Raw genomic sequence first — 24,971 nt, forward strand, 5'->3', positions numbered from 1 at the left:
CTTGTCCAGTCGCGCAAATAGCTTGGCGTGCTTGCTCACCCCCTCCGATAGTCCAAGAAAAAGGAGCCGTTGGGCTTCAGGGCATAGTGAAAACTGCGCAGTATGCGATCTTGAAGCCGCTGTCCATATAGATCATGAGGTTGCGGCACGAGATCAGATCCAGCCTGGAGAACGGCGGGTCTTTCGTCACGTTATGAACGGAAAAGACACACATTGTGCGGATCTGCCGTTCGGGCAGAACGCGCCGTTCTCTTCAAAAAACCAGCGCTGGAGACGCTCCGGTGAGATTCCGCTGATACGCTGGTACCGCCCCGCTCTAGCGAACTCGACGGCATGATCATCGATGTCTGTGCCGAAAATTTGGACGGCGAGACTGCGCCTCGCGCCTCGATCAGTTCTTGCAAGGTGATGGCGAGGCTGTAGACCTCCTCGCCGGTCGAACATGCCGGCGCCCAGATCCGGAAGGTTTGCGCGTCCGGGCTGCGGTCAAGGAAGGCGCCGATCGCTGCTGACAACCCGTTAAAGGCTTCCGAATCACGGAAAAATTCGGTCACGCCAATGAGCATGTCCCGGAATAGCAACTCCGGCTCGACAGGGTCTTCCTGAAGATGCTTGATATAGGCAGGGACATTGTCGACTTGCAATACCTGCATGCGGCGCTGGATACGTCGGGTGACAGTCCTGATCTTGTATTTGGAGAAATCGTGACCCGTCTTCGCGCGCAAGACAGCAAGGACGGTCGCCAAGTGCTCTGCGGCATCGGTTCGGGTGCCCTCGCTATCCTTTCGATCGGCCACGAGTGCCAGGTAATCGCGATACTCAATTAACTTGGCCGGCATCTCTTCGACCTGCATGACAAAATCGACCAAACCCGTCGCCGCCGCGTTTTGCGGCATACCGGTCATGGCGTGATGGTCGAACCCAGCCTGGGCGATCGTAAGCCCCCCACTTTCTTTGACGGCGGCAAGGCCAATCGATCCGTCGCTTCCCACCCCTGACAGAACGATCGAAACGGCGTTGTCGCCCTGGTCCTCTGCTAGTGAGGTGAAAAACGAATCGATTGGTCGACGGTGCGCCCGCTCTGGCGCGGGTTTGACGACAAGGAGGCAGCTGTCCTTGATCGTCAGGGTGGCGTCGGGCGGGATGACATAAACCCTGTTTGGTTCGACGCGCATGCCGCGCTGAGCCACAACTACCGGGATAGGCGCGATCCGTCCGAGAATCTCCGGTAGCGCGCTTTCGTGATCGGGGGAAAGGTGCTGAACCAGTACGAACGCCATTCCACTATCAGGCGGCAACTGCGCGAAGAACGTTGTGAACGCTTGGAGACCTCCCGCGGAAGCCCCTATACCCACCACTAGTCCAAGGCGTGTCGGGTTGTTCTGTTTTCCGCTCGCCGACATGCAATCCTCCGGTTCGTATAGGTTTTTTAAAGCCTGCTTGCCCCTATATCCTCCCACATACGTGGAACTCCTCGGTAAAAAGTTCCGAACCATTGAACTGGCGCGCTGTTAAATAGCATGAAGCCCTTGCATTTTTTACTGATGGATGGGCGATTTAGTAGGCGGGGAAAAGGTTTCACATGCAATAAAGGGGCCATTGCTTTAGCGACCAGATACAGGGGTTAACGCTGCTGCTGGTCGCCTGCTACTCGCTTATGCGATTCGCACAGATTACTGTGTATATAAACAGTAAATGGGCAGCGGATCCTTTTTTATGAATTTCGACCAGGCTAAAGCGCTGAGACTTCAGCAGTGGCGCTCGACCCTGGATGACCACGATTTTCGTATGCAGCGTCCGGAAGCCCACCGGCAAACCCTCCACGCGATGAGCGCCACTTTGGTAAGCGAGGGATTGATCGACGTGCTGCAGCAGTTCGACATGAATGAGTTGGCGAATTCCGCCTACTGGCACGCCGTGGAAGAGCTGCACAGCGCACTCCCTCGCTACTGTGGAGCGTCGTCCTATGAGGTGGTGGGTGGCGCTAACGCGACGCCCTTTGGGCGGATTTCGCGATCAATTTTTTATGCCGAAAGCTCATTGGCCAGCGCTGTCCGATTCGCTTACGACGGCAAGGTTTATCAGGACGCGGCGGGAACCCACCTGTGTTTAACCCATCGGGCACGGTGGCCACCATCACCGGGCTGACATTGACCCTGCCGGATGGTCAGCAGTATGAGCTTGTTGAAACGGGCCGCATGATCGAGGGCAGATTATCGAGCCCATTGACGATCCTGACATCTTTCGCGCGTTGGTAGACGTCGCGCAAGTAGCGCAGGAATGCCGCGACTTGTCCGTTTTCGAAAAACTCAGGCCCTTGGTCGACCTTGCCCGGTTTCGAACCTGCCCCGCCTGTCACGATGGTTTTGCTCCGCGCGAAGACTGCTCGACCTGCGCTGGCCTAGGGTTTGTAACGAAGACGTTGACCGCAGGTCTATCGTGAAAAGACATCAGGAGAACCGACCATGTGTGGACGTCTATCCCAGTACCGCGGCATTCACGATTTTGTCGCGGCGCTCTGTATCCCCAATGCCCTGCTCAACTATGCCGGCGACCAGCCTTTCGAGCGCTATAACGCTGCGCCCACCACTCAGCTTGCCCTCCTTCACCGCGACGGTGAATACCTGCGCGCTGATATGGTTCGTTGGGGTTGGCGCCCGCACTGGGCGAAGGACCGTGCCACGCCAATTAACGCCCGGGTGGAAAAAGTCGCCCATGGGCCAGTTTTCAAAGCCATCTGGCCGCACCGGGCCATCATCGCGATCGACAACTGGTTTGAGTGGGTTTATGAGGGCGGTCCAAAAAAGCAGCCTTACTTGATTCGCCACCGTGACCGGACTCCAATCCTCTGCGCCGCGATTGGCCAGTACCCGATTGGCGAACATGAGCCAGGCGAGCATGACGGCTTTGTCATCATCACCGCCGAAAGCGCCGGCGGCATGGTCGACATTCACGACCGGCGCCCAGTGACATTGTCCCCTGTGCTGGCTCGAGAATGGCTGGACCCGGGCACGCCAAGTAGCGCGCCGAACAGATGGTGCTGCTCGAGGGAGAGACCACTGAATCGTTCGAGTGGTTCAAGGTGGACCGCGCGATCGGCAATGTACGCAAGCAGGGACCCGATTTGATCATGCCAGCCGAGGAAAACGGCTTGTTCTGAGTTGCAGCCAGCGATCTAAGCCGCTCTTCAGTCGCGGAATCGAGGATGACATAGAGCTGATCAATAAACGCTTCACTCAACGGGGCGACCAATATGCGCATGGTCAGCTCCGGCAGCTTCGCTGCCGAACGCATGATGAACCGTCGATGATGGAACCATCATAGATATACGAGTAAGGCTATCGAGCAGTGGTAGCACACAAATGTTCATCGGCGTTTATGCCTCTAGCAGCATAGAGCTCTTCGAAGAAATCTGTGATTCCCGCCTTGGCGAATCGATGACTCGGGCCCTGGCTTGGGTACGCGCCTACGCCAGTTATAGGCATCATCTAACGCCAGCTGCCCCCTTGCAGGCACCGAGGTGATTCTGCTAAATCAACCTGTAATCTGTCACTCGATTCGCTGGTTCTAATCATTTAGATGTGGGAAGTACCGACCCGAATTCACCAGCCTTGTTCCCCCACGGGAGAGTAGTGCTAGAACACATTCCGGGTGCTGGATACTGCCTCGCCAAAACTAGCTGTTAGAATTACGCTGGTTTAGTGATCAGGCCCTTGAGAAGCAGCATGAACGTAAGGGGCCGGCGAACACACCTTCCGAGCCCGAGCAATAAGGGCGATTGTGTCCGCGTATTTTTAAGCGGACGCAATTACCTTAATGCCAGGATCGTCATGCGCCAACGTAAGTCATACCCGAAATCCTTCAAGACCCAAGTCGTCCAAGAGTGCGAGCAGCCCGGTGTTTCTGTGGCGGCTAATGCGATGAGGGATGGTATCAACGCGGATGTCGTTCGCCGGTGGATACCGCTTTACCGTGATCAGCAGGCAGTCGCGCTGCCAGCTTTCACTCCTTGAAGGTCGCGCCGGTTGAACCAAAACAAAAGACTGAAGCATCGGCGATCATTGAGCTGCCGCTTTGGCGAGCAATCGCTCATCGTGAAATCGCCAACTTCCAACCCTGACGGATGCGTCCGCTTTGTCCGAGTGCTTGTCCTATGATCAGCATCGATTCCATCTGGCTCGCCACCGAGCCGATGGACGTGCGCGCCAGTACTGAGACGGCATTGATCAGAGTGATCGCGGTGTTTGGTGCGGCGAAGCCGCACTGCGCTTATCTGTTCGCCAACCGCCGCGCCACGCGCATGAAAGTTCTCGCTGCGAATCTGCGGTGCCTTTTCGCCGAAGGCGTCGAAGCTCCAAGCTTCGATCCGTCGGCGCAAGTCGTGACTCTGGACAAAGCGGCCGTAGTTGAAAACAGCGTGCGGTAGTCCAGGGTGCCGACGCCACCGTGGGGGTTGTCGCTCGCCCGCGGTAAGGAAATTGTCCCAGCCGCACACCTTCATGCTGAATTCGAAGTGGCATTATGCGTGGCGCGGGTAGTCGAACCTGCCACCACTTTCCCGTGCGTGTTTGATGTCTCTCGAGGGTGGGGTTCCGAAACGCCGAGCATATTCGCGGCTGAATTGAGCGACGCTTTCATAGCCGACCCGCAACGCGGCGGTGTTCACGTCTACCCTATCGGTCAACATCAGGCTGCGCGCGGCTTGCAGCCGTAGCGATTTTTGATATTGAACCGGGCTGGTGCCTGTCAGCTTGCGAAAGTTGTGATGCAGCGTAGAGCTGGCCATGCCTGATTGTTCGGCGAGCTCGGCCACGTGTAGCGGCATGTCGTAGTGATGTTAAAACAATTCGATGGCTCTCACGATGCCCTTGTCCCGGTAACCATCGCGAGTGACGCTGCGCAACCACTGGCCTGCTCCACTGAGCAGCAGTCGAACGCATATCTCCCGCTTGATAAGGTCAGCCATCAGGCCTGCCCCGCGGTAACGCGAGCCAGTGTCGGAATATCGACCGATGTGACGAAGAACGCCCCCTGCCCGAACTCACAGGGTAGGGATGGCAGTTACCTGCCACTCTCCGCACAGTTCCGTCCGTGCGGAACTACCGCATACGGCTCCTGCCTTGGGTACGTGACGCGGAGCGATCCTCAGGGAACGGGTGTGCATTCTTTGGGCTTGGTATGTAGTGATCCGCAAGCAACCCAAAGCGAGACCATTGAAGCCGATTCCACTAACTTCGTCGCCCGAGAGCCAGCCCAGGAAGTCAAAGGTTTCCGGTTTTAGAGAGCGTCAGGGAGCCAAGGGTACAACGTTCAAACAGTGTTTTTCGGCAATATATTCGTGCTTCCGCGGTGAATGAAGGTCTGCGAGCAACGATGATGATCGCGAATCTTACTCGCCAGCAGTTTTGATACTGATTAACATCAATGTATATTGACAGGCTCACATAGCGGCAAGCGATGAGGTATACAGGTATGAGGGTCGCCAAGGCGCAAGTGCAGTCTATGGCGGAAGCCGCAGCGACTCCCCGTTGGCGGATGAAGTTCTCGACGTCTGCCGCAGGGAAATACTCGCGTCCCTGTCGCCCTAAGCAGCCATGACCGAATTAGTCTCCGGCGCAGGGCTCCTCCACTTTGCAAGCCTGGTCGCCAGCCTGGGCGGTAATCCTGAGCGATTGATGCGTGCTCATGGCATTGATCCGTCCGCAGCCGGTGTCGCTGATCGCCTGATCAGTTATGGCGCGATGGCCACAGTGATTGGTGCGGCAGCATTGGAGCTCAATTGCTCCGATTTCGGGATGCGCCTCGGCAAGCGCCAGGGCATCCAGATTATGGGGCCGGTAGCAGTTCTTATCCGCCACGCCGCGACCGTCGCCGACGCGATCGAAGGGGTCTCGCACTATCTTCACCATTGCGCACCGCCCGACATCATACAACTGAAGCGCGGACCGAGATCGTCGGTATTAACCCTTGACATCGCGTTGCGGCAACTGTCGTACCGGGATCAGATGTTTGAGAAAGGCCTGGTGGTTTCCATGGAGGCGTTCCGCCTTATGTTGGGCGAAGACTTCGTACCGCTGCGAGTCACGATGAGGCACCATCCCCTCTCCTCCCCCGAAACCTATCGTCAAATCTTCGGTTGCCGCGTCGAGTTCGCAGCTGATGTTAACTCGCTGCATTTCCCCAGCGAGGCGTTGAGCCGAGAAATCCGCGGCCGGGATCCCACTGTGTTGGCGCTCGCCAAGAACTACCTTGCCCAGATCGGACCGATGCTGCCTCTGGTCGAACATGTGCGAGAGGCGATCCATCGTATGTTGCAAGTCGGTCAGGCCGACTTGATCTGCGTTGCTCAAGCCTTGATCCTCCATCCTCGGGTACTCCAACGTCGGCTGGCCGAATCCGCCACTTCTTTCGAGAAAATACTCGATGATGTGCGCAGGGAAATGGCCTGGGAACTGTCGACGCGGGGTATGCAAGTCGCACAGATCGCGAGCATGCTCGGTTACTCCGAACAAAGCAGCTACTCACGGGCTTGCCGCCGTTGGTACGGGGAGTCTCCACGACAGTTGATTACCCGCCGCCTTAAATCCTCCTGAACTGCCGCTCACAAAGACACATCAACGACCCCACCTTCAGAACCTTATGCAGCTGAATGCGCAACCTTGCGCGCCCACTTCCCGACGCAATTGGAGTCGTGAAATGCCAAATAAAATTCGCGCGATGCCAAGTTTCAGGAGGGGCGATCTGACAATTTATCGAGACCAATAAGAAAGAGCGGATGCCTGTCCGCCGAAGAGGGTCAAGAAAATGAGCATTCGCACGTTCAACATTCCTCGCAAGTTCGATCGTCCGCAGAGCGGAACAAACCGACTTACCATGACTCCACTCGATGACAGGAGCTGCTCATGAGCATGCGTGCTGTTGTCATGCGCCACGGCAGCCTTGCGCTGACCGACGCTCCTATCCCAAGTCCTGGCAAGGGCGAGGTCTTGGTCAAAACGCTGGCCTGCGGTATCTGCGGTAGCGACCTGCACTGCGTCAAGCATGGTGCCCAGTTGCTTTCGAACGTTAAAGAAGTCACGGGTATCGACCTCTTCGACTTTGATGAGCCGGTTATTCTCGGTCATGAAATCTGCGGTGAAGTGGTCGACTTCGGCGCGGACTGCCTCCGGACACTTCCGCTCGGCACCCGTGCGGTCTCGGCGCCCTTCCTCCTGCGGCCGCAACCAGTGACCCTGGGCTTCGGAGGGCTCAGCACACCCGGCGGTTACGCCGAGTACATGGTGTTGTCGGAAGACCTGTTGATTCCGGTACCAGAGGCCATCCCCAACGACATCGCGACGCTCGCCGAACCGCTCGCCGTGGCGCTTCACGCCGTCAATCGTGGCAACTTGGGCGCTGACGACGTACCCATCGTCATTGGCTGCGGCCCAATTGGACTGGCGGTAATCGCAGTGCTGAAGATGCGCGGAATCGGCCCGATCGTGGCGGCCGATTTCTCGCCATCACGGCGCGCCATGGCCGCGAAGCTCGGTGCAGATATCGTGGTCGACCCTCGTGAAAGTTCTCCTTATGACTCTTGGAAAGCGATGGCAGGCACGTCTGACCCATCCCGGCTTGGTCGCCAGACCGGAATGTTCGCAGGGTTTGCGTTCCGGCCATCGGTGATCTTCGAGTGCGTCGGCGTACCGGGAGTCATCCAGCAGATTCTGGCCGGCGCGGCGCCGTGCTCCAAAGTAGTCGTGGCAGGCCTTTGCATGGAGCGGGACAACTTCTATCCGTCCTTCGCCATCATGAAGGAAATCGATCTGTCCTTCTGCATCGCCTATTCGTTCGAAGAGTTTGCACAGGCGTTCAACCATCTCGCGACGGGGCGCCTCCAGGTGGACGCGCTCATCACCAGCCATGTCGGGTTGGGCGGAGTACAGGACGCTTTCGACCGGCTCGCCGACCCGGAGCGAGACGCAAAGATCATCATCATTCCATAACGACGAACGCGGCCGGCGAACAGCGCTGGTCGACCCAATCGTGCGGACTTACGCAAAGCCATAACAATGACAAGGGCTCTTCCATGACCAATAAACAGGCTGCAAGCAAGGCTCCGGTTTTCTCACTGCCACAGCATCGGCTGCTCACACTCAACGTTAACGACATTCCGATCCTCAAGGATGCCGCTGGCCCCGGCATCAGTTTTCAACCGTTGTTCATTGACCCCGAACTCGGTATTTGGACAGTGATGGGGGTCTTTGCCCCAGGCGCGAAACTACCGACTCACCTGCACACCGGCGGTGTACATGGCTACACGCTGAAAGGTAGCTGGATTTATACCGAGTATCCGGATCAGGTTCAGACAGCAGGCTCCTATCTCTACGAACCTGCCTCATCGATGCACACTTTCTACGTTCCTAACACGAACAGGGAGGACACGGTCGTTCTCTTTATTGTGAATGGCGCCAACATCGGCTTCACCGACGAAGGCCAATTTCACTCTGTGCTCGATGCAATCACGATTCAGAAACTGACCGAGCAATGGGCTGAGGCGAACGGTAATGACGGTGTTCAATATCTGGCTGGCGGCGCCGCACAATACGCACACGCCTAGATGGCCCTGTTGCTCACAATGAAGGTCTTTCAATGAATACCAGCAACTGGGAATCAAGAACTATTTACGCTAATCAACAACGCATCCATCTGACCATCGCCGGCTCGTCGGGACCACTGGTTCTGTTCTGTCACGGGTTCCCCGAATCCTGGCATTCGTGGCGGCATCAACTGGCGGCCTTGTCGGCCGCCGGTTATCGCGCGGTGGCAATGGATATGCGGGGTTATGGCCAGTCATCCAAGCCTAGCGAAGCACTGGCCTACCGTATCAGCGAATTGGTAGCGGACTGCGTCGGGGTGGTGAAGGCACTTGGCGAGTCCAGCGCCGTGCTCGTCGGCCACGATATCGGCGCGCCAGTGGCCTGGACAGCAGCCTGGACAAGGCCCGACGTTTTTCATGCCGTTGTCGGCATTAGCATGCCTTTTGGCGGCCGTGGACTGGCATGCCTGCCGGGCAATCCCTTTGGAGAGGTACGCCCAAGTATTGCGGAACGGAAAATCGCCGGTCCGGATCTGCTGTTCTATCAGGAGTACTTCTGCCTTCCCGACAATCGTGCACTACTGGATGCAGAGCGCGACCTGCCTGGCTGGCTCGCCAGTGTCTTCTACAGTTTGTCTGCTGATCCCCCACTCCCACAAGAGCTCATCGGCGTTGATCTCACGCAGTTGCCCGAAGAAGCGTTGAAGCAATTCGTACGCGCCACGATGTGCGTACCTAGATCAGGTCAATTCGACGACATGCTGGTGAAGCCGGATACGTTGCCCGCCTGGTTCAGTCAGGACGACCTGGATCTTTGGGCTGCTGAACTGCAATACAGCGGACTTGCCGCCCCCCTCAACTACTACCGCAACGCCGATCTCGATTGGGAAGAGTTGGGCCGATACGAAGACAGAACACTCGACGTGCCGGCGCTCTTTATCGGAGGGGACCGCGACGTTTGCACGATCTGGAGCCAGCAAACCATCGCCCGAGCCAGTGAGCGATGCACTGACTTGCGAGGGACGCTCATCATCAAAGACTGCGGGCACTGGACCCCGCAGGAAAAGCCTGAAACCGTCAATGAGGCATTGCTGGCCTTCCTGCAAAACCTATGACCGCTCACTGAGTGATTGGTCGGGCCCGATTGACCGGGCCCTCCCACCCGAATGCAACACAGCAACTCACCTTGATCCAAGCCTTGAGTGACGGAAAAGGTCGCCTCAAAAAAAGCTAAAAACAACAATAATATAGCGGGCAAAAACAATGAAAGTCACGATGCTCAGGACAGCAGTCTCCCTCACTTTAGTGCTGGCCTCGAAATATGCCGCAGCGTTTGACCTCAGCCCCGGCGATTATGTTCATCTGCCGGAAGGCACACTTGCTTGGGTGCACTACGCAAATTACGCAACAGGCAGCCAGTTCAAGGACAAAGACGGCAACAAGATAGCTGATTCTAGTGACCGGTTAGTCCTTGGGATAGAGCGTGCCGTCTACTATGGCCACACAAACGGCCTCGACTGGGCAGTACAGGCTTGCCTGCCATTCGGCAAAATCAGCGACGCTAAAATTGGAGGTAACGACCTGTCCAGAAACAACGGCATCGGCGATCTGACGCTCGGCGGCGCGGTTTGGGCGATGCACTCGACGGAGCCGACCGGCACCACACTGGGTTTTACCAGCTTTATCACCTTGCCGACCGGTGCCTACCACCCCTTGGAGGCTTCGCTTGGCTCGGGCGCAGTTACCTTGACCCAGCAAATCGGTTTCAGCCAGGGGCTCGGCCGTGGCTTCAGGCTAGACACCTCGGCGGATGTCAACTTTAGCTTCGACCACACAAATGATGGCATCAAGGTCAGCCACGACTCCAGCTATCAGGCGCAGTTGTATCTTGGGTACAACTTCACCCCGGCCACTGCACTTTCATTCGGTTATTCCGGCACCTTTGGCGGCAAAACGACCTTGAACGGCATCGACAGCGGCACCCGCACTCGCGAGGACCAACTGCGCATCTTTGCCAGCACCTTCTTAGCACCGACCGTGCAGATTCAGGGGATGGTGGGCACCGACCTCGACGTAAGGGGAGGTTTTCAGCAAGATCTGGTCTTCCAGCTGCGTATCGCAACCTTGTTCTAAACCCCGCTTTGGCAACGCACGCCGCCCCAATCCGGCCTGCAATCAATCAAAGCCGCAGGTGCGGCTTTGTTTATATGCGTCCGATTATCACGTCTTGCGTGATTAAACCAGGTGCCACTTATGCGGAAGAAACTGCTCGATTTTACTCGCCCGCTGCGTTGGCAGGCGCGTGAGAACATCCTTTAGATAGGCGGTAAGCGTCTGCCCAACACCCCTTGCGTAAGTTAGGCGGACACCCACTGATGCGGCAGTAGCTCGGTAATCTCACTCGCCCGCTGCGCCGGCAACCGAGTTAGCACATCTTTGAGATAGGCATACGGATCATGCCCATTCATGCGCGCCGACTGGATCAAACTCATGATCGCAGCCGCCCGTTTTCCGCTGCGTAGTGATCCGGCGAACAACCAATTCGAGCGTCCAAGAGCCCACGGCCGTATCTGGTTTTCGACCGCGTTATTATCTATGGGCACTGCGCCGTCCTCGATATATCGAGCCAGTGCACCCCAGCGCTTTAGGCTGTAATCCAGTGCTTTGGCGATAGCCGATCCTTCGGGCACAAGATCGCGCTGGGCCAGCATCCAGGCATGCAGTGCATTGAGTATTGGCGCCGCTTTTTCCTGACGTATTCTCCAGCGATTTTCATCGGTCATGTCCCGCGCTTGCCGTTCGATTTCGTACAACCCGCCAATCGAGTGAAGCGCTTGTTCGGCCAGTTGGCTTTTGTTGGTCGCATGCAGATCGAAGAACTTGCGGCGCGCATGCGCCATGCAGCCGATTTCAGTGATGCCTTGCTGGAAGCTTGCTTTGTAGCCAGCGAAATCGTCGCACACCAACTTGCCATTCCACTGGCCAAGGAAGTTGCGCGCATGTTCGCCCGCACGGCTCGGGCTGAAGTCATAAACCACTGCCTTGAGCGGCGAAAAAGGCGTAGTGCAGTAAGCCCAAACGTAGGCACGATGGGTCTTCCTCTGGCCCGGCGCGAGCATCTGCACCGGCGTTTCGTCAGCGTGGATCACGCTTTGGGCAAGTACCGTTTCGCGTAACGCATCGACAAGCGGCTGGAGCTGCACGCCGGTTTGGCCGACCCATTGCGCCAGTGTCGAGCGAGCAATTGCCAGGCCGGCGCGGCCAAAGATTTTCTCTTGCCGATACAGCGGCAAATGATCAGCGAACTTGGCCACCATCACATGAGCCAACAGGCCTGCGGTCGGAATGCCTTTGTCGATCACTTGCGCCGGTACCGATGCCTGGATAAGCGTTTCACACTCGCGGCAGGCCCATTTTCCACGTACGTGTTGCTCGACCGTGAACACGCCCGGCGTGTAATCCAGCTTCGGGGCAAAAAAATGGCCTGCAAAAACAAACCATTAATAGTCAGAATGCGACCTTAACGCCGAGCATCCCATCGTAACCGTGACTGCTGCCGTCGAACGCTTGTCGATACCCGGTCGATACCGTGAACGTCTTGCGGGCATTGGCTTGGTAGTCGAAACCAACGTTTACTTTGCCCCAAGTACCGCCGATGTCCGCTTCGAATGGCGCGAAACCCCTCTGCGAGGAAAATTCGGTCTTCGGTTGCCCCTTTGAACTCGTGCCACACGCTGGGCCGGATCCAAGCGTTGGTGCGCCGTACGGTGTTGTCCGAGCCTTCGACCTCCCGGTCTTTGGCAATGCGTACTCCCAGCCGGCCGATGAGCGAGTCCATATCCTCGAAGCGCACATTGGCGGCCAGATCGTTGCTGTCATCCAGGTCGATTGAACTGTAGATCACCTGTGCTTGGGGCTCGGCATACAGGTCGTTCTTGATTTCAAATGGATATCCGGGCCGTCCTGCGAGCCGCATCCACACAGGTATAAGACTGGCCACTGGGGGTAATCGCCCCAGCACTGACGCGTTGCCCCTCGACAAAACCTCGCACCTGCGAACCCAATTGTTCGATCACGCCAACCGGCTCATGACCCACAGTCAACCCCTTCTCGACGTGGTACTCGCCACGCAGGATATGCGGGTCAGTGCCGCAGATCGTGGTCGTGATGATCCGAATGAGGGCATCGAGTGGCCCAACTTCCGGAACAAGTTTGTCGTCCAGAATAATCAGGTCCAGATGGCTTTCCAGTTCGTCGAGCATGGGCGATGTAATGCAGTTCAGCGATTCGGGCCGGGACAGGCTCAGCACTGCGCAGCGGTTGCTGTCCGGGCGAACAATAGTGGTCATAGGGCATGTGTCCTTATTGTGTTTTCTGGATGATGCTGGCGGCCTGCGCGCTGCGATATTCACGCTCCAGGCGCATCACGAGTTCGGCGACTGTGGTGACTTCGTCGATGTTGCCGACGCCCTGCCCGGCCGCCCAAATGTCCTTCCACAGCTTGAACGCGTTATGGCCCTCGGTTCCGACACCTGGCTTTACGGCGCTTGGCAGGTTTTTTGGGTCGAGTCCCGTTCGAGCAATGCTTTCTTTCAGGTAGTTGGCTGCCATGCCGCTGAACAGTCTGGTGATGACTATCTGGTCGGCATTGGCCGCCACTATCATTTGCTTGTAAAGCGCATCGACCTCGCACTCTTGCGTGGCAAGAAACGGCGTGTCGACATAACCGAGGTCTGCGCCCATGATCTGCGCAGCGAGCAGGTCCTTGCCGCTGGTGATGGCCCCGAGAGCAGTAAGTTTCCCGTGTAAAACGACGGACTTCGTTGATGAACGCAAATGGGTTGAGCGTACCGCCATGACCACCGGCCCCCGCACAGACCGCAACAAGGCCATCGACCCCCGCCTCTGCTGCCTTTGCGTGGGGCGGATACGTTTTATGTCTGCAGAATAACCGTCCATCACGTCCGCGCGCCCCACCCCGGTGGAGTGGTTCAGAGCCTCGCAGAAAACGTTTCAGCAGTTGGTCGCTTGGTTACATTGGCGATCGTGACAATGTACCGATTGACGCTGAGTGTCCTCGAGCCTGCAAACAAGTCTCGATCAGGCGATATCGCTCTTGGCAAACTCCTCGGCAAGGTAGTCGATCAATGTTCTTACCGACGGGAGCAAGCCTCGCCTGGTCGGAAATACTGCATGCACCAGCCCGGTCTTCGGAGCCCATTTCGGCAGAGTGTTGACTAGCGTTCCCTCAAGCATATCCGCTCGAACCACAACTGAAGGCAGATGCACGATGCCCACACCCGCCAGCGCGGCTTGGCGAAGGGCCATTAGGTCATCGGTGACCAGTCTCGGATGGTGCCTAATGACTGCCGTAGCTCCGTCCGGACCTTCGAGTACCCAAGCATACTCGCGCTGCGCCGCCCCCCAGTGCAGGCTGGGTAGGCTATTAAGATCGGCCGGGACCAGCGGATTACCCAGTCCGTTAAGAAGCGTTGGACTGGCCACCACACATTGGGTGCTATTGGCCAAAACCCTCATCACCAGGTCGCTGCTTTCCAATGGCGGAAAGCGCACACGCAGCGCGATATCGATGCCCTCCTGAATCAGGTCGACATGGCGGTTACTGCTCTCCACTTGCAACTCCACCAGTGGATAGCGGACCATGAACCTGGCCAGCATCGGGCCGACCCAGAAGTTCAGCAAGGCTGTCGGGCAGCTCAACCGCACGATACCTTGGGGCTCCGAGCGGTTGCGCTCGACCACCTCGGCTGCGCCTTCGGCCTCCACCAGCATCGCTACGCAATGACGGTAATATTCCTGGCCGATTTCGCTGACGGAGAAATGTCGTGTTGATCGCTGGATCAGCCGTACTCCCAGACGCTCTTCGAGGCTGGCGATACGTCGACTGAGTGTCGACTTGGGCATGTCCAACGCACGCCCGGCCGGGGAGAAGCCGCCGTGCTCGACAACCTGGGCAAAGTAATAGAGGTCGTTAAGGTCTTCCATCAGCGCTCTCCAAATAGAACGCTGAGGGTAATTTATCCAGACTACCGCGCCAAGCGTTGCAGTTTTATGGTGTTCTCCATCAGTTACTGGAGGCTCACCATGAAAGATATCCTCGGAATCTACGACAGCCCCAACCCTCATTGGGTGGGAGACGGCTTCCCGGTACGCTCCCTGTTCGCTTACGACAACCTCGGCAAACACACCAGCCCGTTCCTGCTACTCGACTATGCCGGCCCGCATGATTTCGCCTCGGCGCAACAGCGGCGCGGGGGGCGGCCCACATCCACATCGCGGTTTCGAAACGGTGACAATCGTATATCAAGGCGAGCTGGAACACCGTGATTCAACCGGCAGTGGCGGCCAGATCGGTCCTGGCGACGTGCAGTGGATGACCGCGGCCTTGGGAATACTCCATGAGGAATTCCACTCATCTGAATTCACCCGCAACGGCGGCACGCTGGAGATGGTTCAGCTGTGGGTCAATCTACCGGCTCGCGACAAGATGGCCGCACCGGGTTACCAGACGCTGGCTAATGACAACGAAACCCTGGACTCACTGCGCTAACCCCATTCCAGGACCCGGACAAGTTCAAGAACAATGTGCTGGCACTGGCCGACCTGGCCAAGTATTTCAAACTGCCGACCATTCTCACCACCAGCTTCGAGACCGGTCCCAACGGCCCCCTGGTGCCAGAGCTGAAGGATCTGTTCCCGGAAGCGCCGTACATTGCCCGCCCAGGCCAAATCAACGCCTGGGATAACGAAGACTTCGTCAAAGCAGTGAAGGCTACCGGGAAGAAGCAGTTGATCATTGCCGGCGTGGTCACCGAAGTCTGCGTGGCATTCCCGGCACTCTCAGCCCTCGAAGAAGGCTTCGAGGTGTTCGTGGTCACCGATGCGTCGGGGACCTTTAATGAAATCACCCGTGACTCTGCCTGGAACCGTATGTCCAGCTCCGGCGCGCAGCTGATGACCTGGTTCGGTCTGGCCTGCGAGCTGCACCGCGACTGGCGCAACGATATCGAAGGCCTCGGCACGCTCTTCTCCAACCACATTCCGGACTATCGCAACCTAATCACCAGCTACAGCACTCTCACTGCAGGCAAGTAAGACCCGCGCGGTGTCTGCGAGCAATGGCCCAGCCACCGCCCTGTACGTACACGGCGTGGTCCTATCATCAGCGAATCCGGCAGCGCAAGTAAATATTCGCTTGCTACTCACATTCCACTGCACCGTCATCCACGCTTGCGCGCGACGATGATCGCCTCGTAACGGCTGGAAACCCCGAGTTTGATGAACATGTTTTTCAAGTTCCACTTCACAGTCTGCACGCTGATGTTCAGCGCAAGTGCAATGTGTTTGTTCGACATGGACTGCTCCAGCAACGCTAGAATTTCCTGCTCGCGCTTAGTCAACGGCTCGGTGTCGTCGTGTGGCCCTGTCAATGGTAATGACGGCTTGTCAGTTGCCACCATCGTGAACTTGAGTCGTGCAAGCAACTGTTGTTGATACTGCGCAAGTGCCTCGACGGCGTGGCAGTCCAGATCGGTCAGCAGTCGATGCAACAAGTCCCCTTCATCAAGAAAAGTACGCACCAGGCCCAATCGGTAACCTGAAGCCAGAGCAGTCATCAGGCTGCTGCGTGAAGCCCCGTCATCACCGAGTCGATCCAGCACTACGGCCTTGAGGATATCGGCCTTGACCACCGACACGCCCCTGTTGAGCCGCGTTGCGATTTCATGCGCCGTTTCGATCGCCGACAGGGCCTCCTCCGGTTTGTGCTTTGCCAATGCCAGGCGTGCTCTGGACAATGCGGCGGCTGCGCCGATCAAGCTATGGCATGAAGGTGAAGCAACTGGTTTTTGGGCCAGGTCGTCAAGGAGGGCCTGCAATGAGTCCCCATGCCGCCAATCACCTGTTTTCAGCACCAGATTGACCTGCTCGGCGAGCATCAGTGCCACGCCATGACTCAAGCCCTGAGTGCGAAAATGAGCTTCTTTTTTCGCAGCATAATCCAGTGAACACCGGACACCTTCCTGAAGGTACTGCAGGCGGGTGAAACTACGCGCCGCGCAATACATGTATTCCGGGGCCGAAAAATGGAGCATATCCAAACGATTGGCGAGCGTCTCGCGGGCGTCGTCGATGCGGTCGAGTTCGTACCATATCTCTGACAACAGCGCCGCTGTGCTACTGGCACTCAACGAACGACGACCATGTTGGGTTTCTGCTTCGCAAAGGATGTCCGAACAGATCCGCTCGCTTTCAAGTACGTTGCCTTCGTAGAGTGCCACGACCCCGATGACACTGCGGTTGATCAGCGCGACTTCACTGGTGTTGTTAAGCACCAGATGATCCGCCAGGGTATTGAATCGGCTACGAGCCTGCGCGTAGTGTCCAAGGACAGCCAGACTGCCCACGGTCAGTCCCAGGCGAAAACATTCAAAAAAAGCATGCCCCAGTGGCGCGTCACCGATTTCTTCCATATGGACGAGAGCGTTTTCCACGTCTTCATCCATTTCGAAGATCATTGCCTGCAGCAACTTGGTTTGCAGCGCCTGGTATTCGGTTGCCTGACTCTTTGCCAGAATGCTTTGCCACTCCCTGGCGGTATCCAGATGCCCTACCATCACTGCACTCCAGGCGCCCATCAACAGCAACCGCGGATGCTGGCTCAACAGCTCCGTTGGCACTCGCTGGATCCAGCGCATGAATACGCCCAGGTGATTGAGGTTTGTCAGTGTCGGAATGGCGCGTTCAAGGATTTCCACAACCGTATGGAATTCACCGCTCAACACTGCATGCCGGACGGCCTCGGTGAAGAGCCCCTCGTCGGCAAACCACTGGGCTGCACGCAGGTGCAACCTGGCGACGTCTACTGAGCTGTTGTCCAGTCGCTTAATGAGGAACTCGGCGAACATCGGATGCAGGCGGTACCACTGATAACGATCCTCCATGTCCACAGGCAGCAAAAACAGGTTGCGCGCTTCGATGACTGCTATCAGCTCCGGCGCGCGCTCACTTTCGGTGAGATGTGTGGCCAACGAGGAGTTGAACCGCCGCAGAATCGAAATTTTCTGCATGAACTGGATCAGGCCATCGGGAAGATCGCTGATCACGTCTTCGGACAAATAGGCGCTGAGGTTCGCGCTATTGAGCAACTGCCTCCCAGGTTGCGGTTGCTTGCCAGGCTTTGCCTTCATGGCGATAGACACGAGTTGCAAGCCAATCGCCCAACCCTTGGTCAGATCGTGAATCGAGTGCGCGGAGTCCAGATCGATGCTGGCGTCCAGGTGATTTTTGAGAAAGCTGAAGGATTCGCGAAAGGCGAAAGACAACTCGCTGCCATCGATCTCGCAGAGCTCACCCATCGCCCGTAAACGACCGAGCAACAATGTCGGTGCCACCCGTGACGCCAGCACGATGTGCAAATTCTCTGGGGCGGCGTCGACCAGTGCCTGTACCAGCATGACGATGTCCGGATCGCTGGCATGGTGAAAATCGTCAACCATCAAGTATTGTTCGGTGCCGTCCTGGTCAAGCGCGTTTATCACCGCCGCGCACATCGCCTGGTGCCACCCACTCTCCCCCGCATCACTCAAAAGCCACAGGTCGTTTTCCAGCACCAATCCTGCTTTTTGTAGCGTGCCGATTAACCCGATGCAGAACGTCGTCCTCGATGAATCCTCCGGAGTCAGCGACAGCCAGGACACACGCGCTTTGTCCTTGATCAATTCCATGCGCCATTGCGCCATAAGAGTAGTTTTACCAAAGCCCGCGCCGCCGGTAATGACGATCAGCTTTTTTTGGCGCGCATCAAACAGGCGCCCCATCAACTCTTGACGCATCACGGCCTGGCTGGAAAGTCGAGGCGGAGCGAACTTGGTACTGACAAGCAGGGTGTTGGGTTTCATCAAGCAATAACTCGGACGGGGCGATCAGTTTCGACACCACTCCAGCGGAGTGGGCGAGGTTCATCGGCATTACGTTAACGTGAGACATCCGGACTATGAGTCAACTTCCAATGGTATGTCCATCAATGACAAATGCCCAATTGCTTTCAATCGACAGCATGCGAACGTTCGTTCAGCGCGAGATTGAGCCGCTCTCCTCGGCCATGCGCTACGGGGCGGTATCGCGAAATCAGCTGTTGGAGCTGACACAGGCGGTTTCCGAGTTTGGCCTGCCGGGCATGATCATTCCCAAGGCTCTGGGCGGCCATGGGGGCGACTGGGTGACCCAAGGCAGACTTTTCGAGGAACTGGCCATGGGCAGTGTCGAACTGGCCTGGCAGGTGTTGATTAACATCTTTGCGTCGACGCTTGTGCTGCAACAGCCGGCATTGTGCGAACGTTACTTGCCCGATCTGATCGTCGGTCGATCGCTGTTCGGGATCACACTCAATGGATCGACAAGTGCGTTACACGGACGCCGCAAAGGTGCGGAGTGGATTCTGGACGGCAGGTCTGACATCGTCGCCGCCAACCTGCATGCCGATGTGCTGATTTGCGCTGTCCGTGAACACTCTCAGGCCTCCTCGTTCCTGCTGCTGGACCGTTCTGTCGATCGATATGAAATCCGTCACTACCGTGATATCGAGGGCAGGCAGCAGACCTGCATGCAGGTCACTCAGGCCTGTCTTCCCATTGAGCGTGTGCTGGGTGATGCCAATGCAGATTCGCCGTTGACACGGCATTTGTTCGATGTCTCCAAATTACATGAGGCGGTGGTTCATCTGGCGCGAGGACGGTCATTGCTTGATGCATCCATTGCCCGGGCCAAAGCCAACACTCAGTTCGGTCGTCCAATTGCCGCCCAGCATATGGTCGCAAGACAGTTTGCCGAACTTGCCACGCAACTGGAGGCCGCCCGCTTGATGTGTAGCCAGGGCTTTGAACAGCTCGATAACGGCCGATTGAGTGGCGATACCGCCAGCCGCGCACGATTGATGGCATACGAGACCGCCAAACGCATCGAACGGCGAGTCAGTAGAATCGAAAGCCATCCTTCGCAAACCGGCTGGCAGCACAGCGACGCCCTGCTCCACCTGCTAAGCGAAAATATCGCTGACGATGCCCAACACATCGCCAACGCACTCATCGGGGATTTGCCAGGTGCAAGCGACGAATCGTGACCCGCAAAAAACCGATCTTCGTTGCCGGAGATGGCATTAAAGAACGGTTCTTCTCGACATGCAGTTGCGCTATCAAATGCTCACTCGAGCCTTTCGATGTCGTTCAACACCCAGGTGCGGTCGACCATCGCCTGTTCCGGCCCATAGATACGGAACATGGTAAAGAACGGCTGTCCGGCCTGGGTCGCAATCCAGTTGTTCTCATGCCCTGGCGGTGGCTTCGGGGCGAAGTACAGGTCGACACTGCCGTCCGGGTTTTTCTCCATCTGTCGACTGTAGGAATCAAGCCCGACCACCTGGGCCTCCCGAATGAAGCCGGCGGTGCGCGCGTCGTAAACGTCCAGTGCCCAGAAATCCTTCGCGGGAGCATTGGCGGGAATGGTCAGCCGGTAGCTGTTACCACCCTCGAGCAACTCACCCTTCGCAGTCTCATAGCTCTTCATGTAAACCTGCGGCCCCGGCGGAACGATAGGTCCGTACATGGCGAACCAGGCATAGGCTCGGTCGTCGAGATACACGCCCTGCCCGGGTTCGATAAAGCTCAACTTGGTGCCGAGTGCCTGTTTTGGCCCGGCAAGAGAGCGCCATTTACGCTGTTCGCCCCAAATCGCCACACCGGATCGCGAGTAGCCTTCCATCATGTAGGCGTGCGCCTCGTCGACGGCATTAGCCAGCAGTTCCTGGCGCTTGGGATCTGCCTGAAAGTCCTGCCCTTTGCCAATCCCCAGCGCGCTGAGCTGCCCCATGATGCTCATGTCGCGGTTCTGTACAGGTTCTTCGCTGACCATTCGCGCCAATGACTCATAAAAACTCGCGTCGTATCGGGCGATGCCGTCATAGACCTTATCAGCCACGTCGATGTAGTTGTTGGCGGGTATTGCCAGCGCCTTCGACAGCGGATAAACCTTCAGGGTCTTGAGGTAATTCACGCCATCCGCCAGGTCCTGTTCGCCGGTAGTTCTAGTGATGACCCGCAACAATGTGTAGTTGTTGTAGGTGCTGCTTTGAACCCGAATAAAACCAACCGGTACGTCACCTTCGTAACCCGGCGGCAAGATCAGGTAACGCCCACCTTTTCCAAGGTCCTGGCCACGGCTCCCGACATTTAGCAATGGGACAGTCCAGGCGTCGAGCACGGCGCCATACAGGCCGGTCGTTGTGGTTGCCGGTACATCAAGTACTACCGGGCCATCCTTGAGATTAACGAAGGTCATCACATAGAGGGTCGAGTGGTTTGGCGTCGTGGTCTGGTTCTTCCAGTCAGACGGACGCGACCAATACATGACATCGTTGTATCGTGCACCAGCGTCCCTGAAATAGGCCTGGCGCATTGCATCGAAGTTAACCAGCGGCATTCCCCAAATCGCCGCCTCCACAGCCCGACGTTCAAGCATGCGCGTATGCAGTTGCTCGGCCGACAGCACTGGCCGGGCCTGGCTGAACAACGGCAGTGATGCGCCTGTCAGCCCCAATCCGATAGCCAGGCTCAGCAAGCCGGCAGCAATCTGTGATTTGCGCCCACGCTTACGCGGCGTTGTGCAGTGTGATTGCATCATTTCTGTCCTCGGCCATTGTTTTTATTGTGTTCGCCTGCGAGTGCCGCTATCAGGCCACCCCGCGTTTACGACCTTCCCAGAACGGCGCACGCAAATCGGTCTTGAGCACTTTGCCGACGCTCGATAGCGGCAGGCTGTCGCGAAATTCCACACTGCGCGGGCATTTATAGCCGGCTATGTGCTCGCGACAATGGGCGACTATTTCCTCATCGGTGACATTCGCGTCAGGCTTGCGAATGATCACGGCGTGAACCGTCTCCCCCCACTTCTCACAGGGAATTCCGATCACCGCGACCTGGGCCACGGCTGCGTGGTTGGAAATGGCAGTTTCCACTTCAGCGCTATAGATGTTTTCCCCTCCGCTGACAATCATGTCTTTAAGGCGATCGCACACGTAAATGAAGCCGTCGTCATCCATGTAGCCGCCGTCGCCCGTATGCATCCAGCCGTCGCGAAGCACTTCGGCGGTGGCTTGGGGATTATTCCAATAGCCGAGCATGACGTTGGCACCACGCACGGCAATCTCACCGACAGTGCCCCGTGCTACTTCACGGTCCTCGTTATCGACAATGCGCACCTCGACACAGGACGCTGGCAGGCCGGCGGAATACGTCTTCGCGCCAGGGTGATCCCCCTCGCTATGGTGCTCAGGCAGCAAAATGGTGGCGACAGGCGCCAGTTCAGTCATGCCGTAACCCTGGCGGAACCCCGCAGACGGGAATGCTCTTCGGGCCCGGTCGAGCAATACCGGCGTGATCGGCGAAGCGCCGTAACCCAAAGTCTGCAACGAAGACAGGTCAAATAGCGCCGCCTCCGGGTTTTTATCGCGATAGTCGAGCAACATCTGGATCATGGTCGGTGCCAGCAGAAGTTCACTGACCTCCTCGGTCGCGATGGTTTCCAGCACCTTCTGCGGCACAAATGCAGGCAACACGACATGGGTCCCGCCGCTGATGAACAGCGCAGTCATGGCCGCAAAGTCCGCCAGGTGGTACATCGGCATCACATGCAGGTAGCGTTCGTCTGGCCGGCAGGAGCCTGCGCCGACGAACGACATCGAAGAAATACACACATTGGAGTGGCTGAGCATGACGCCCTTAGGAAATCCCGTGGTACCACCGGTATAGAAGATCCCCAGTAACGAATCACCACCGCGCCTTGCATCGTCCACCGGTGCGTTTTCAACAATCAGCGCTTCGTAGCCAAGCATTCCTTCTGGCGTTGGACCGTCACCGGCATAAATCACCGTACGCAGCGATTTCGAGGCCTCGACGATCTTCCCGGCCAGGCCGAGAAAGTTGTCATCGACAATCAAAAAAGCTGTTTGCGAATCGTCCAGCGAATAAACGATTTCCGTCACGCTCCAGCGAATGTTCACCGGATTGAGCACGGCATCGGCCCACGGCACCGCTTGGTAATACTCGACGTAACGTTGCGAATTGAGCGACAGCATCGCCACACGATCACCGCTTGCCACGCCCAGGCGTTTAAGCGCCCCGGCCAGGCGCGCGACACGATCGCCGAACTCGGCGTAAGTGATATTGCGTCCCTGATAACGAATGGCAGTGGCATTGGGGCAGCGCTGCAGATGACGGTGCAAGCCTTGGGTGATGTACATCGGAGAACTCCAGTTTCTTATTGTTCTTGGATAATTTTCACTCGTCGCCGGTGATCAACCGCACCGGGCTACTGCTGGCAGATGCGCTGTCAGGCCAACGTTTGCGCACCTCATCACGATCCGCTCGGTGGGCATGGCAGGTGCCGATGACCCATGGTTTCGGCACAACATAGTCAGGGTCACTGGCGGCTCGGGCATGCTCGGCCTGGCGCAGCAGGTCGAAGGTGCTTTGATACAGGGTGGTGGCCATCGGGCCCAGCAACTCAGTGAGGTGCGTACAGCCCTCAATGCCGCCCACGCGCTGGATCATCTGTTTTTTAAAGCCCGGCCCGACTTTCAGGCCGATCAGACTCTTGTAGCCTGCGACGATTTCCGGGCAGTACGGTGTCGGCGCATCATCCATGACCGCCTCCACGTTATGGATCACGAACTGCAAGTCGGCGGTCAGGACGATGCGCATCCGGTGAACCGGCGCACCTGCAGGCAATACTTTGTACCAGGCGTCATGATCGTGGTGCTTGGTGTCCAGCAGACTGCCTTCCAGGTCGATCAGACCGTCCTCTCGCAGAAATCCGGTGCAGACGACCTGGCGCGTGTGCAGTGGCTGCCGGGGCACCCCGCTCGATGGGTGAGGCTTCATATACCGAACTCCAGACCAATGACACTTAGAGGGAACGGCCTACCAGCTCGCGCTGAATTTCGTTGGCGCCGCCGTAGATGCGTGCGACACGTGCATCGGCCCACATGCGGGCAATCGGGTATTCGTTCATATAGCCGTAGCCACCAAAGAATTGCAGGCATTGATCGAGCACTTCACTCTGACGCTCGGTCAGCCAGAACTTGCCCATCGAGGCCAATGTCGAGTCGAGCTTGCCGTTGATCCATTGCGCGATGATGTGGTCACAGAACGTGCGTGAAGCCACGACCGTGGCTTTGATGTCGGCCAGAGTGAAGCGCGTGTTCTGGAAATCCAGAATCGGCTTGCCGAACACCTTGCGTTCCTTGGTGTATTCGAGCGTCAGCGCCAGGGCGCGCTCCATGGTGGCGACTGCGCCAATGGCGATCTGCGCGCGCTCGAACGGCAATTGCTTCATCAGTGTGTAAAGGCCCTGGCCTTCGACCTCACCTAATAAGCAGTCGGCGGAAACCTCGACGTCGTCGAAGTACATTTCCGAGGTGTCCGACGATTGCAGGCCGATTTTATCCAGGCACTTGCCGCGCCGAAAACCCGGCAGTCTGGTATCGACCAGAAAGATTGAAATGCCCTTTGAGCCCGCCGCCTGATCGGTCTTGGCCACCACCGCCACCATGTCGCTGGTCTGGCCGTTGGTAATGAATGTCTTGGCACCGTTGATGATGTATCTGTCGCCCTGCTTCACCGCGCGCGTGCGGACGGCTTGCAAGTCGGAACCAGTCCCCGGCTCGGTCATGGCGACAGAGCAAATGACTTCACCGGATGCAATTTTAGGTAGCCAGCACTGCTTCTGAGCTTCGGTGCCGTCAGCCAGTATGTAGTGCCCCACGATATGGTTGATCCCCACGCCCATCCCGCTGACACCGGCATAGAACAGTTCGCTGACGACAACCGCCAAGTGAGCCGGTGTGCCACCCGAACCGCCGTATTCCACATCAACGTCGGGCAGGATCATGCCCATTTCACCGGCCGCCAGCCAGGACGCGCGATCGGCCTGGTGAGCCTCGCGCCACTTCTCCTCCATCGGTGCCAGATTGGCAGTGACAAAGCGACGGACGCTGTCGGCGAATGGCGCGACGTCGTCGTCGAGCCAGGGTGAACGATAGTTATCCAGCATGGCCAATACCTCGAGATTTTTATTGTTTTTGTGCCCAGCGTCCCGCTGCGATGACACAGCGGAACGCGGCGCTATTCAGTCGGCGATTTACAGCGCGCCGTGACCGCCACCGCAGACCAGCGTCTGCCCGGACACGTAGTTGGCTTCCGGCAGACACAGCATCACCACGGAGCCGGCCGCTTCTTCCGGCGTACCCGGACGACCCAGCGGAATCATCTGACTGGCACCATCGACCATGGCTTGCTGTACACCGACTTTGATCTCGCGG

Annotated in this window: 21 protein-coding genes and 7 pseudogenes; 13 read left to right on the top strand and 15 right to left on the bottom strand. The window is 57.5% G+C overall.

From position 1 onward, the window contains the following. Positions 1 to 76 precede the first annotated feature (76 nt). On the bottom strand, positions 77 to 214 hold the full coding sequence (locus tag CES87_RS34735) for a CheR family methyltransferase (protein WP_128609282.1): 138 nt from the start codon (positions 212 to 214) through the stop codon (positions 77 to 79). Further along, positions 192 to 1,496: a chemotaxis protein CheB gene (locus tag CES87_RS31360; RefSeq protein ID WP_128609284.1), complete on the bottom strand. Its 1,305-nt coding sequence runs from the start codon at positions 1,494 to 1,496 to the stop codon at positions 192 to 194. Before CES87_RS31360 ends, CES87_RS34735 begins: the two co-directional genes overlap by 23 nt. Before the next feature lie 220 nt (positions 1,497 to 1,716). Between CES87_RS31360 and CES87_RS33900 the strand changes: the two genes are divergently transcribed. From CES87_RS33900 to tnpB, 5 genes and pseudogenes are all read left to right on the top strand, one after another. Next, entirely contained in the window at positions 1,717 to 2,148 is a 432-nt protein-coding gene (locus CES87_RS33900) for a hypothetical protein (RefSeq protein ID WP_256591159.1), read from the top strand. 317 nt (positions 2,149 to 2,465) lie between these two features. After that, positions 2,466 to 3,160: pseudogene (locus tag CES87_RS31370) on the top strand (SOS response-associated peptidase family protein). Positions 3,161 to 3,219: 59 nt separating this feature from the next. Continuing rightward, positions 3,220 to 3,524 (top strand): annotated as a pseudogene (locus CES87_RS33905) (hypothetical protein). A gap of 306 nt (positions 3,525 to 3,830) precedes the next feature. Continuing rightward, positions 3,831 to 4,013 carry a transposase gene (locus CES87_RS34740; protein ID WP_178081523.1) on the top strand — a complete coding sequence of 61 codons (183 nt, stop codon included), beginning with the start codon at positions 3,831 to 3,833 and terminating at the stop codon, positions 4,011 to 4,013. Positions 4,014 to 4,153: 140 nt separating this feature from the next. Next, positions 4,154 to 4,426, top strand: a complete 273-nt coding sequence (gene tnpB, locus CES87_RS31380) for an IS66 family insertion sequence element accessory protein TnpB (RefSeq protein ID WP_141239479.1) — start codon at positions 4,154 to 4,156, stop codon at positions 4,424 to 4,426. 93 nt (positions 4,427 to 4,519) lie between these two features. Here the strand turns inward: tnpB and CES87_RS31385 are convergent. Next, positions 4,520 to 5,046: pseudogene (locus CES87_RS31385) on the bottom strand (helix-turn-helix domain-containing protein); the annotation flags it as partial. Positions 5,047 to 5,594: 548 nt separating this feature from the next. On the opposite strand from CES87_RS31385, the gene CES87_RS31395 reads away from it, so the two are divergent. The 5 genes from CES87_RS31395 (at position 5,595) to CES87_RS31415 (ending at position 10,711) form a co-directional block, all read left to right on the top strand. Continuing rightward, the gene (locus CES87_RS31395) at positions 5,595 to 6,593 is read left to right on the top strand and encodes an AraC family transcriptional regulator (RefSeq protein WP_128609290.1); all 999 of its coding nucleotides are present in this window, start codon (positions 5,595 to 5,597) and stop codon (positions 6,591 to 6,593) included. A gap of 309 nt (positions 6,594 to 6,902) precedes the next feature. Beyond that, positions 6,903 to 7,985 (top strand): zinc-binding dehydrogenase, encoded by a 1,083-nt coding sequence (locus tag CES87_RS31400; protein WP_256591160.1) that lies wholly within the window; start codon positions 6,903 to 6,905, stop codon positions 7,983 to 7,985. Between the two features lie 83 nt (positions 7,986 to 8,068). After that, positions 8,069 to 8,599: a 2,4'-dihydroxyacetophenone dioxygenase family protein gene (locus tag CES87_RS31405; RefSeq protein ID WP_128609291.1), complete on the top strand. Its 531-nt coding sequence runs from the start codon at positions 8,069 to 8,071 to the stop codon at positions 8,597 to 8,599. A gap of 32 nt (positions 8,600 to 8,631) precedes the next feature. Continuing rightward, positions 8,632 to 9,693 (top strand): alpha/beta fold hydrolase, encoded by a 1,062-nt coding sequence (locus CES87_RS31410; protein WP_128609293.1) that lies wholly within the window; start codon positions 8,632 to 8,634, stop codon positions 9,691 to 9,693. Positions 9,694 to 9,841: 148 nt separating this feature from the next. Beyond that, positions 9,842 to 10,711: a transporter gene (locus CES87_RS31415; protein WP_128609302.1), complete on the top strand. Its 870-nt coding sequence runs from the start codon at positions 9,842 to 9,844 to the stop codon at positions 10,709 to 10,711. Positions 10,712 to 10,813: 102 nt separating this feature from the next. On the opposite strand, the gene CES87_RS34745 is transcribed toward CES87_RS31415, so the two are convergent. The 6 genes and pseudogenes from CES87_RS34745 to CES87_RS31440 form a co-directional block, all read right to left on the bottom strand. After that, positions 10,814 to 10,951 (bottom strand): transposase domain-containing protein, encoded by a 138-nt coding sequence (locus tag CES87_RS34745; RefSeq protein WP_371858290.1) that lies wholly within the window; start codon positions 10,949 to 10,951, stop codon positions 10,814 to 10,816. After that, a pseudogene (locus CES87_RS31420) lies at positions 10,936 to 12,048 on the bottom strand (IS66 family transposase); the annotation flags it as partial. The gene CES87_RS34745 and the pseudogene CES87_RS31420, both read right to left, overlap by 16 nt. A 50-nt stretch (positions 12,049 to 12,098) precedes the next feature. Continuing rightward, complete coding sequence (locus CES87_RS31425; RefSeq protein WP_256591161.1) at positions 12,099 to 12,554, bottom strand: autotransporter domain-containing protein; 456 nt, start codon at positions 12,552 to 12,554, stop codon at positions 12,099 to 12,101. After that, positions 12,530 to 12,840: pseudogene (locus CES87_RS31430) on the bottom strand (alcohol dehydrogenase catalytic domain-containing protein); the annotation flags it as partial. The gene CES87_RS31425 and the pseudogene CES87_RS31430, both read right to left, overlap by 25 nt. Positions 12,841 to 12,940: 100 nt before the next feature. Beyond that, a complete protein-coding gene (locus CES87_RS31435) occupies positions 12,941 to 13,471 on the bottom strand; it encodes a nitronate monooxygenase family protein (RefSeq protein WP_256591162.1) in 531 nt (176 codons plus the stop codon). A 207-nt stretch (positions 13,472 to 13,678) separates the two neighbouring features. Further along, positions 13,679 to 14,587, bottom strand: a complete 909-nt coding sequence (locus CES87_RS31440; protein WP_256591163.1) for a LysR family transcriptional regulator — start codon at positions 14,585 to 14,587, stop codon at positions 13,679 to 13,681. 96 nt (positions 14,588 to 14,683) lie between these two features. On the opposite strand from CES87_RS31440, the pseudogene CES87_RS31445 reads away from it, so the two are divergent. Further along, positions 14,684 to 15,113 (top strand): annotated as a pseudogene (locus tag CES87_RS31445) (pirin family protein); the annotation flags it as partial. Between the two features lie 50 nt (positions 15,114 to 15,163). Beyond that, a pseudogene (ycaC, locus tag CES87_RS31450) lies at positions 15,164 to 15,694 on the top strand (isochorismate family cysteine hydrolase YcaC); the annotation flags it as partial. Between the two features lie 125 nt (positions 15,695 to 15,819). On the opposite strand, the gene CES87_RS31455 reads toward ycaC, so the two are convergent. After that, the gene (locus CES87_RS31455) at positions 15,820 to 18,498 is read right to left on the bottom strand and encodes a LuxR C-terminal-related transcriptional regulator (protein WP_128609306.1); all 2,679 of its coding nucleotides are present in this window, start codon (positions 18,496 to 18,498) and stop codon (positions 15,820 to 15,822) included. Between the two features lie 125 nt (positions 18,499 to 18,623). Here CES87_RS31455 and CES87_RS31460 point away from each other — a divergent pair, with 125 nt between their 5' ends. Next, on the top strand, positions 18,624 to 19,718 hold the full coding sequence (locus CES87_RS31460) for an acyl-CoA dehydrogenase family protein (protein ID WP_178081524.1): 1,095 nt from the start codon (positions 18,624 to 18,626) through the stop codon (positions 19,716 to 19,718). A gap of 80 nt (positions 19,719 to 19,798) precedes the next feature. Here the strand turns inward: CES87_RS31460 and CES87_RS31465 are convergent, their stop codons facing one another. The 5 genes from CES87_RS31465 to CES87_RS31485 all read right to left on the bottom strand — a co-directional run. After that, positions 19,799 to 21,274 carry a DUF1254 domain-containing protein gene (locus tag CES87_RS31465; protein WP_128609310.1) on the bottom strand — a complete coding sequence of 492 codons (1,476 nt, stop codon included), beginning with the start codon at positions 21,272 to 21,274 and terminating at the stop codon, positions 19,799 to 19,801. 49 nt (positions 21,275 to 21,323) lie between these two features. Beyond that, positions 21,324 to 22,892, bottom strand: coding sequence for a long-chain-fatty-acid--CoA ligase (locus CES87_RS31470; RefSeq protein WP_128609312.1), 1,569 nt, complete (start codon positions 22,890 to 22,892; stop codon positions 21,324 to 21,326). A 37-nt stretch (positions 22,893 to 22,929) separates the two neighbouring features. After that, positions 22,930 to 23,532, bottom strand: coding sequence for a DUF2889 domain-containing protein (locus CES87_RS31475; protein WP_128609313.1), 603 nt, complete (start codon positions 23,530 to 23,532; stop codon positions 22,930 to 22,932). A gap of 25 nt (positions 23,533 to 23,557) precedes the next feature. Further along, positions 23,558 to 24,703 (bottom strand): acyl-CoA dehydrogenase family protein, encoded by a 1,146-nt coding sequence (locus CES87_RS31480; protein ID WP_128609315.1) that lies wholly within the window; start codon positions 24,701 to 24,703, stop codon positions 23,558 to 23,560. Between the two features lie 87 nt (positions 24,704 to 24,790). After that, on the bottom strand, positions 24,791 to 24,971 hold a 181-nt coding region (locus CES87_RS31485; RefSeq protein WP_128609317.1), incomplete at its 5' end, for an SDR family oxidoreductase.

It is taken from the genome of Pseudomonas sp. ERMR1:02 (genome assembly GCF_002277815.1).
Taxonomy (GTDB): Bacteria; Pseudomonadota; Gammaproteobacteria; order Pseudomonadales; family Pseudomonadaceae; genus Aquipseudomonas.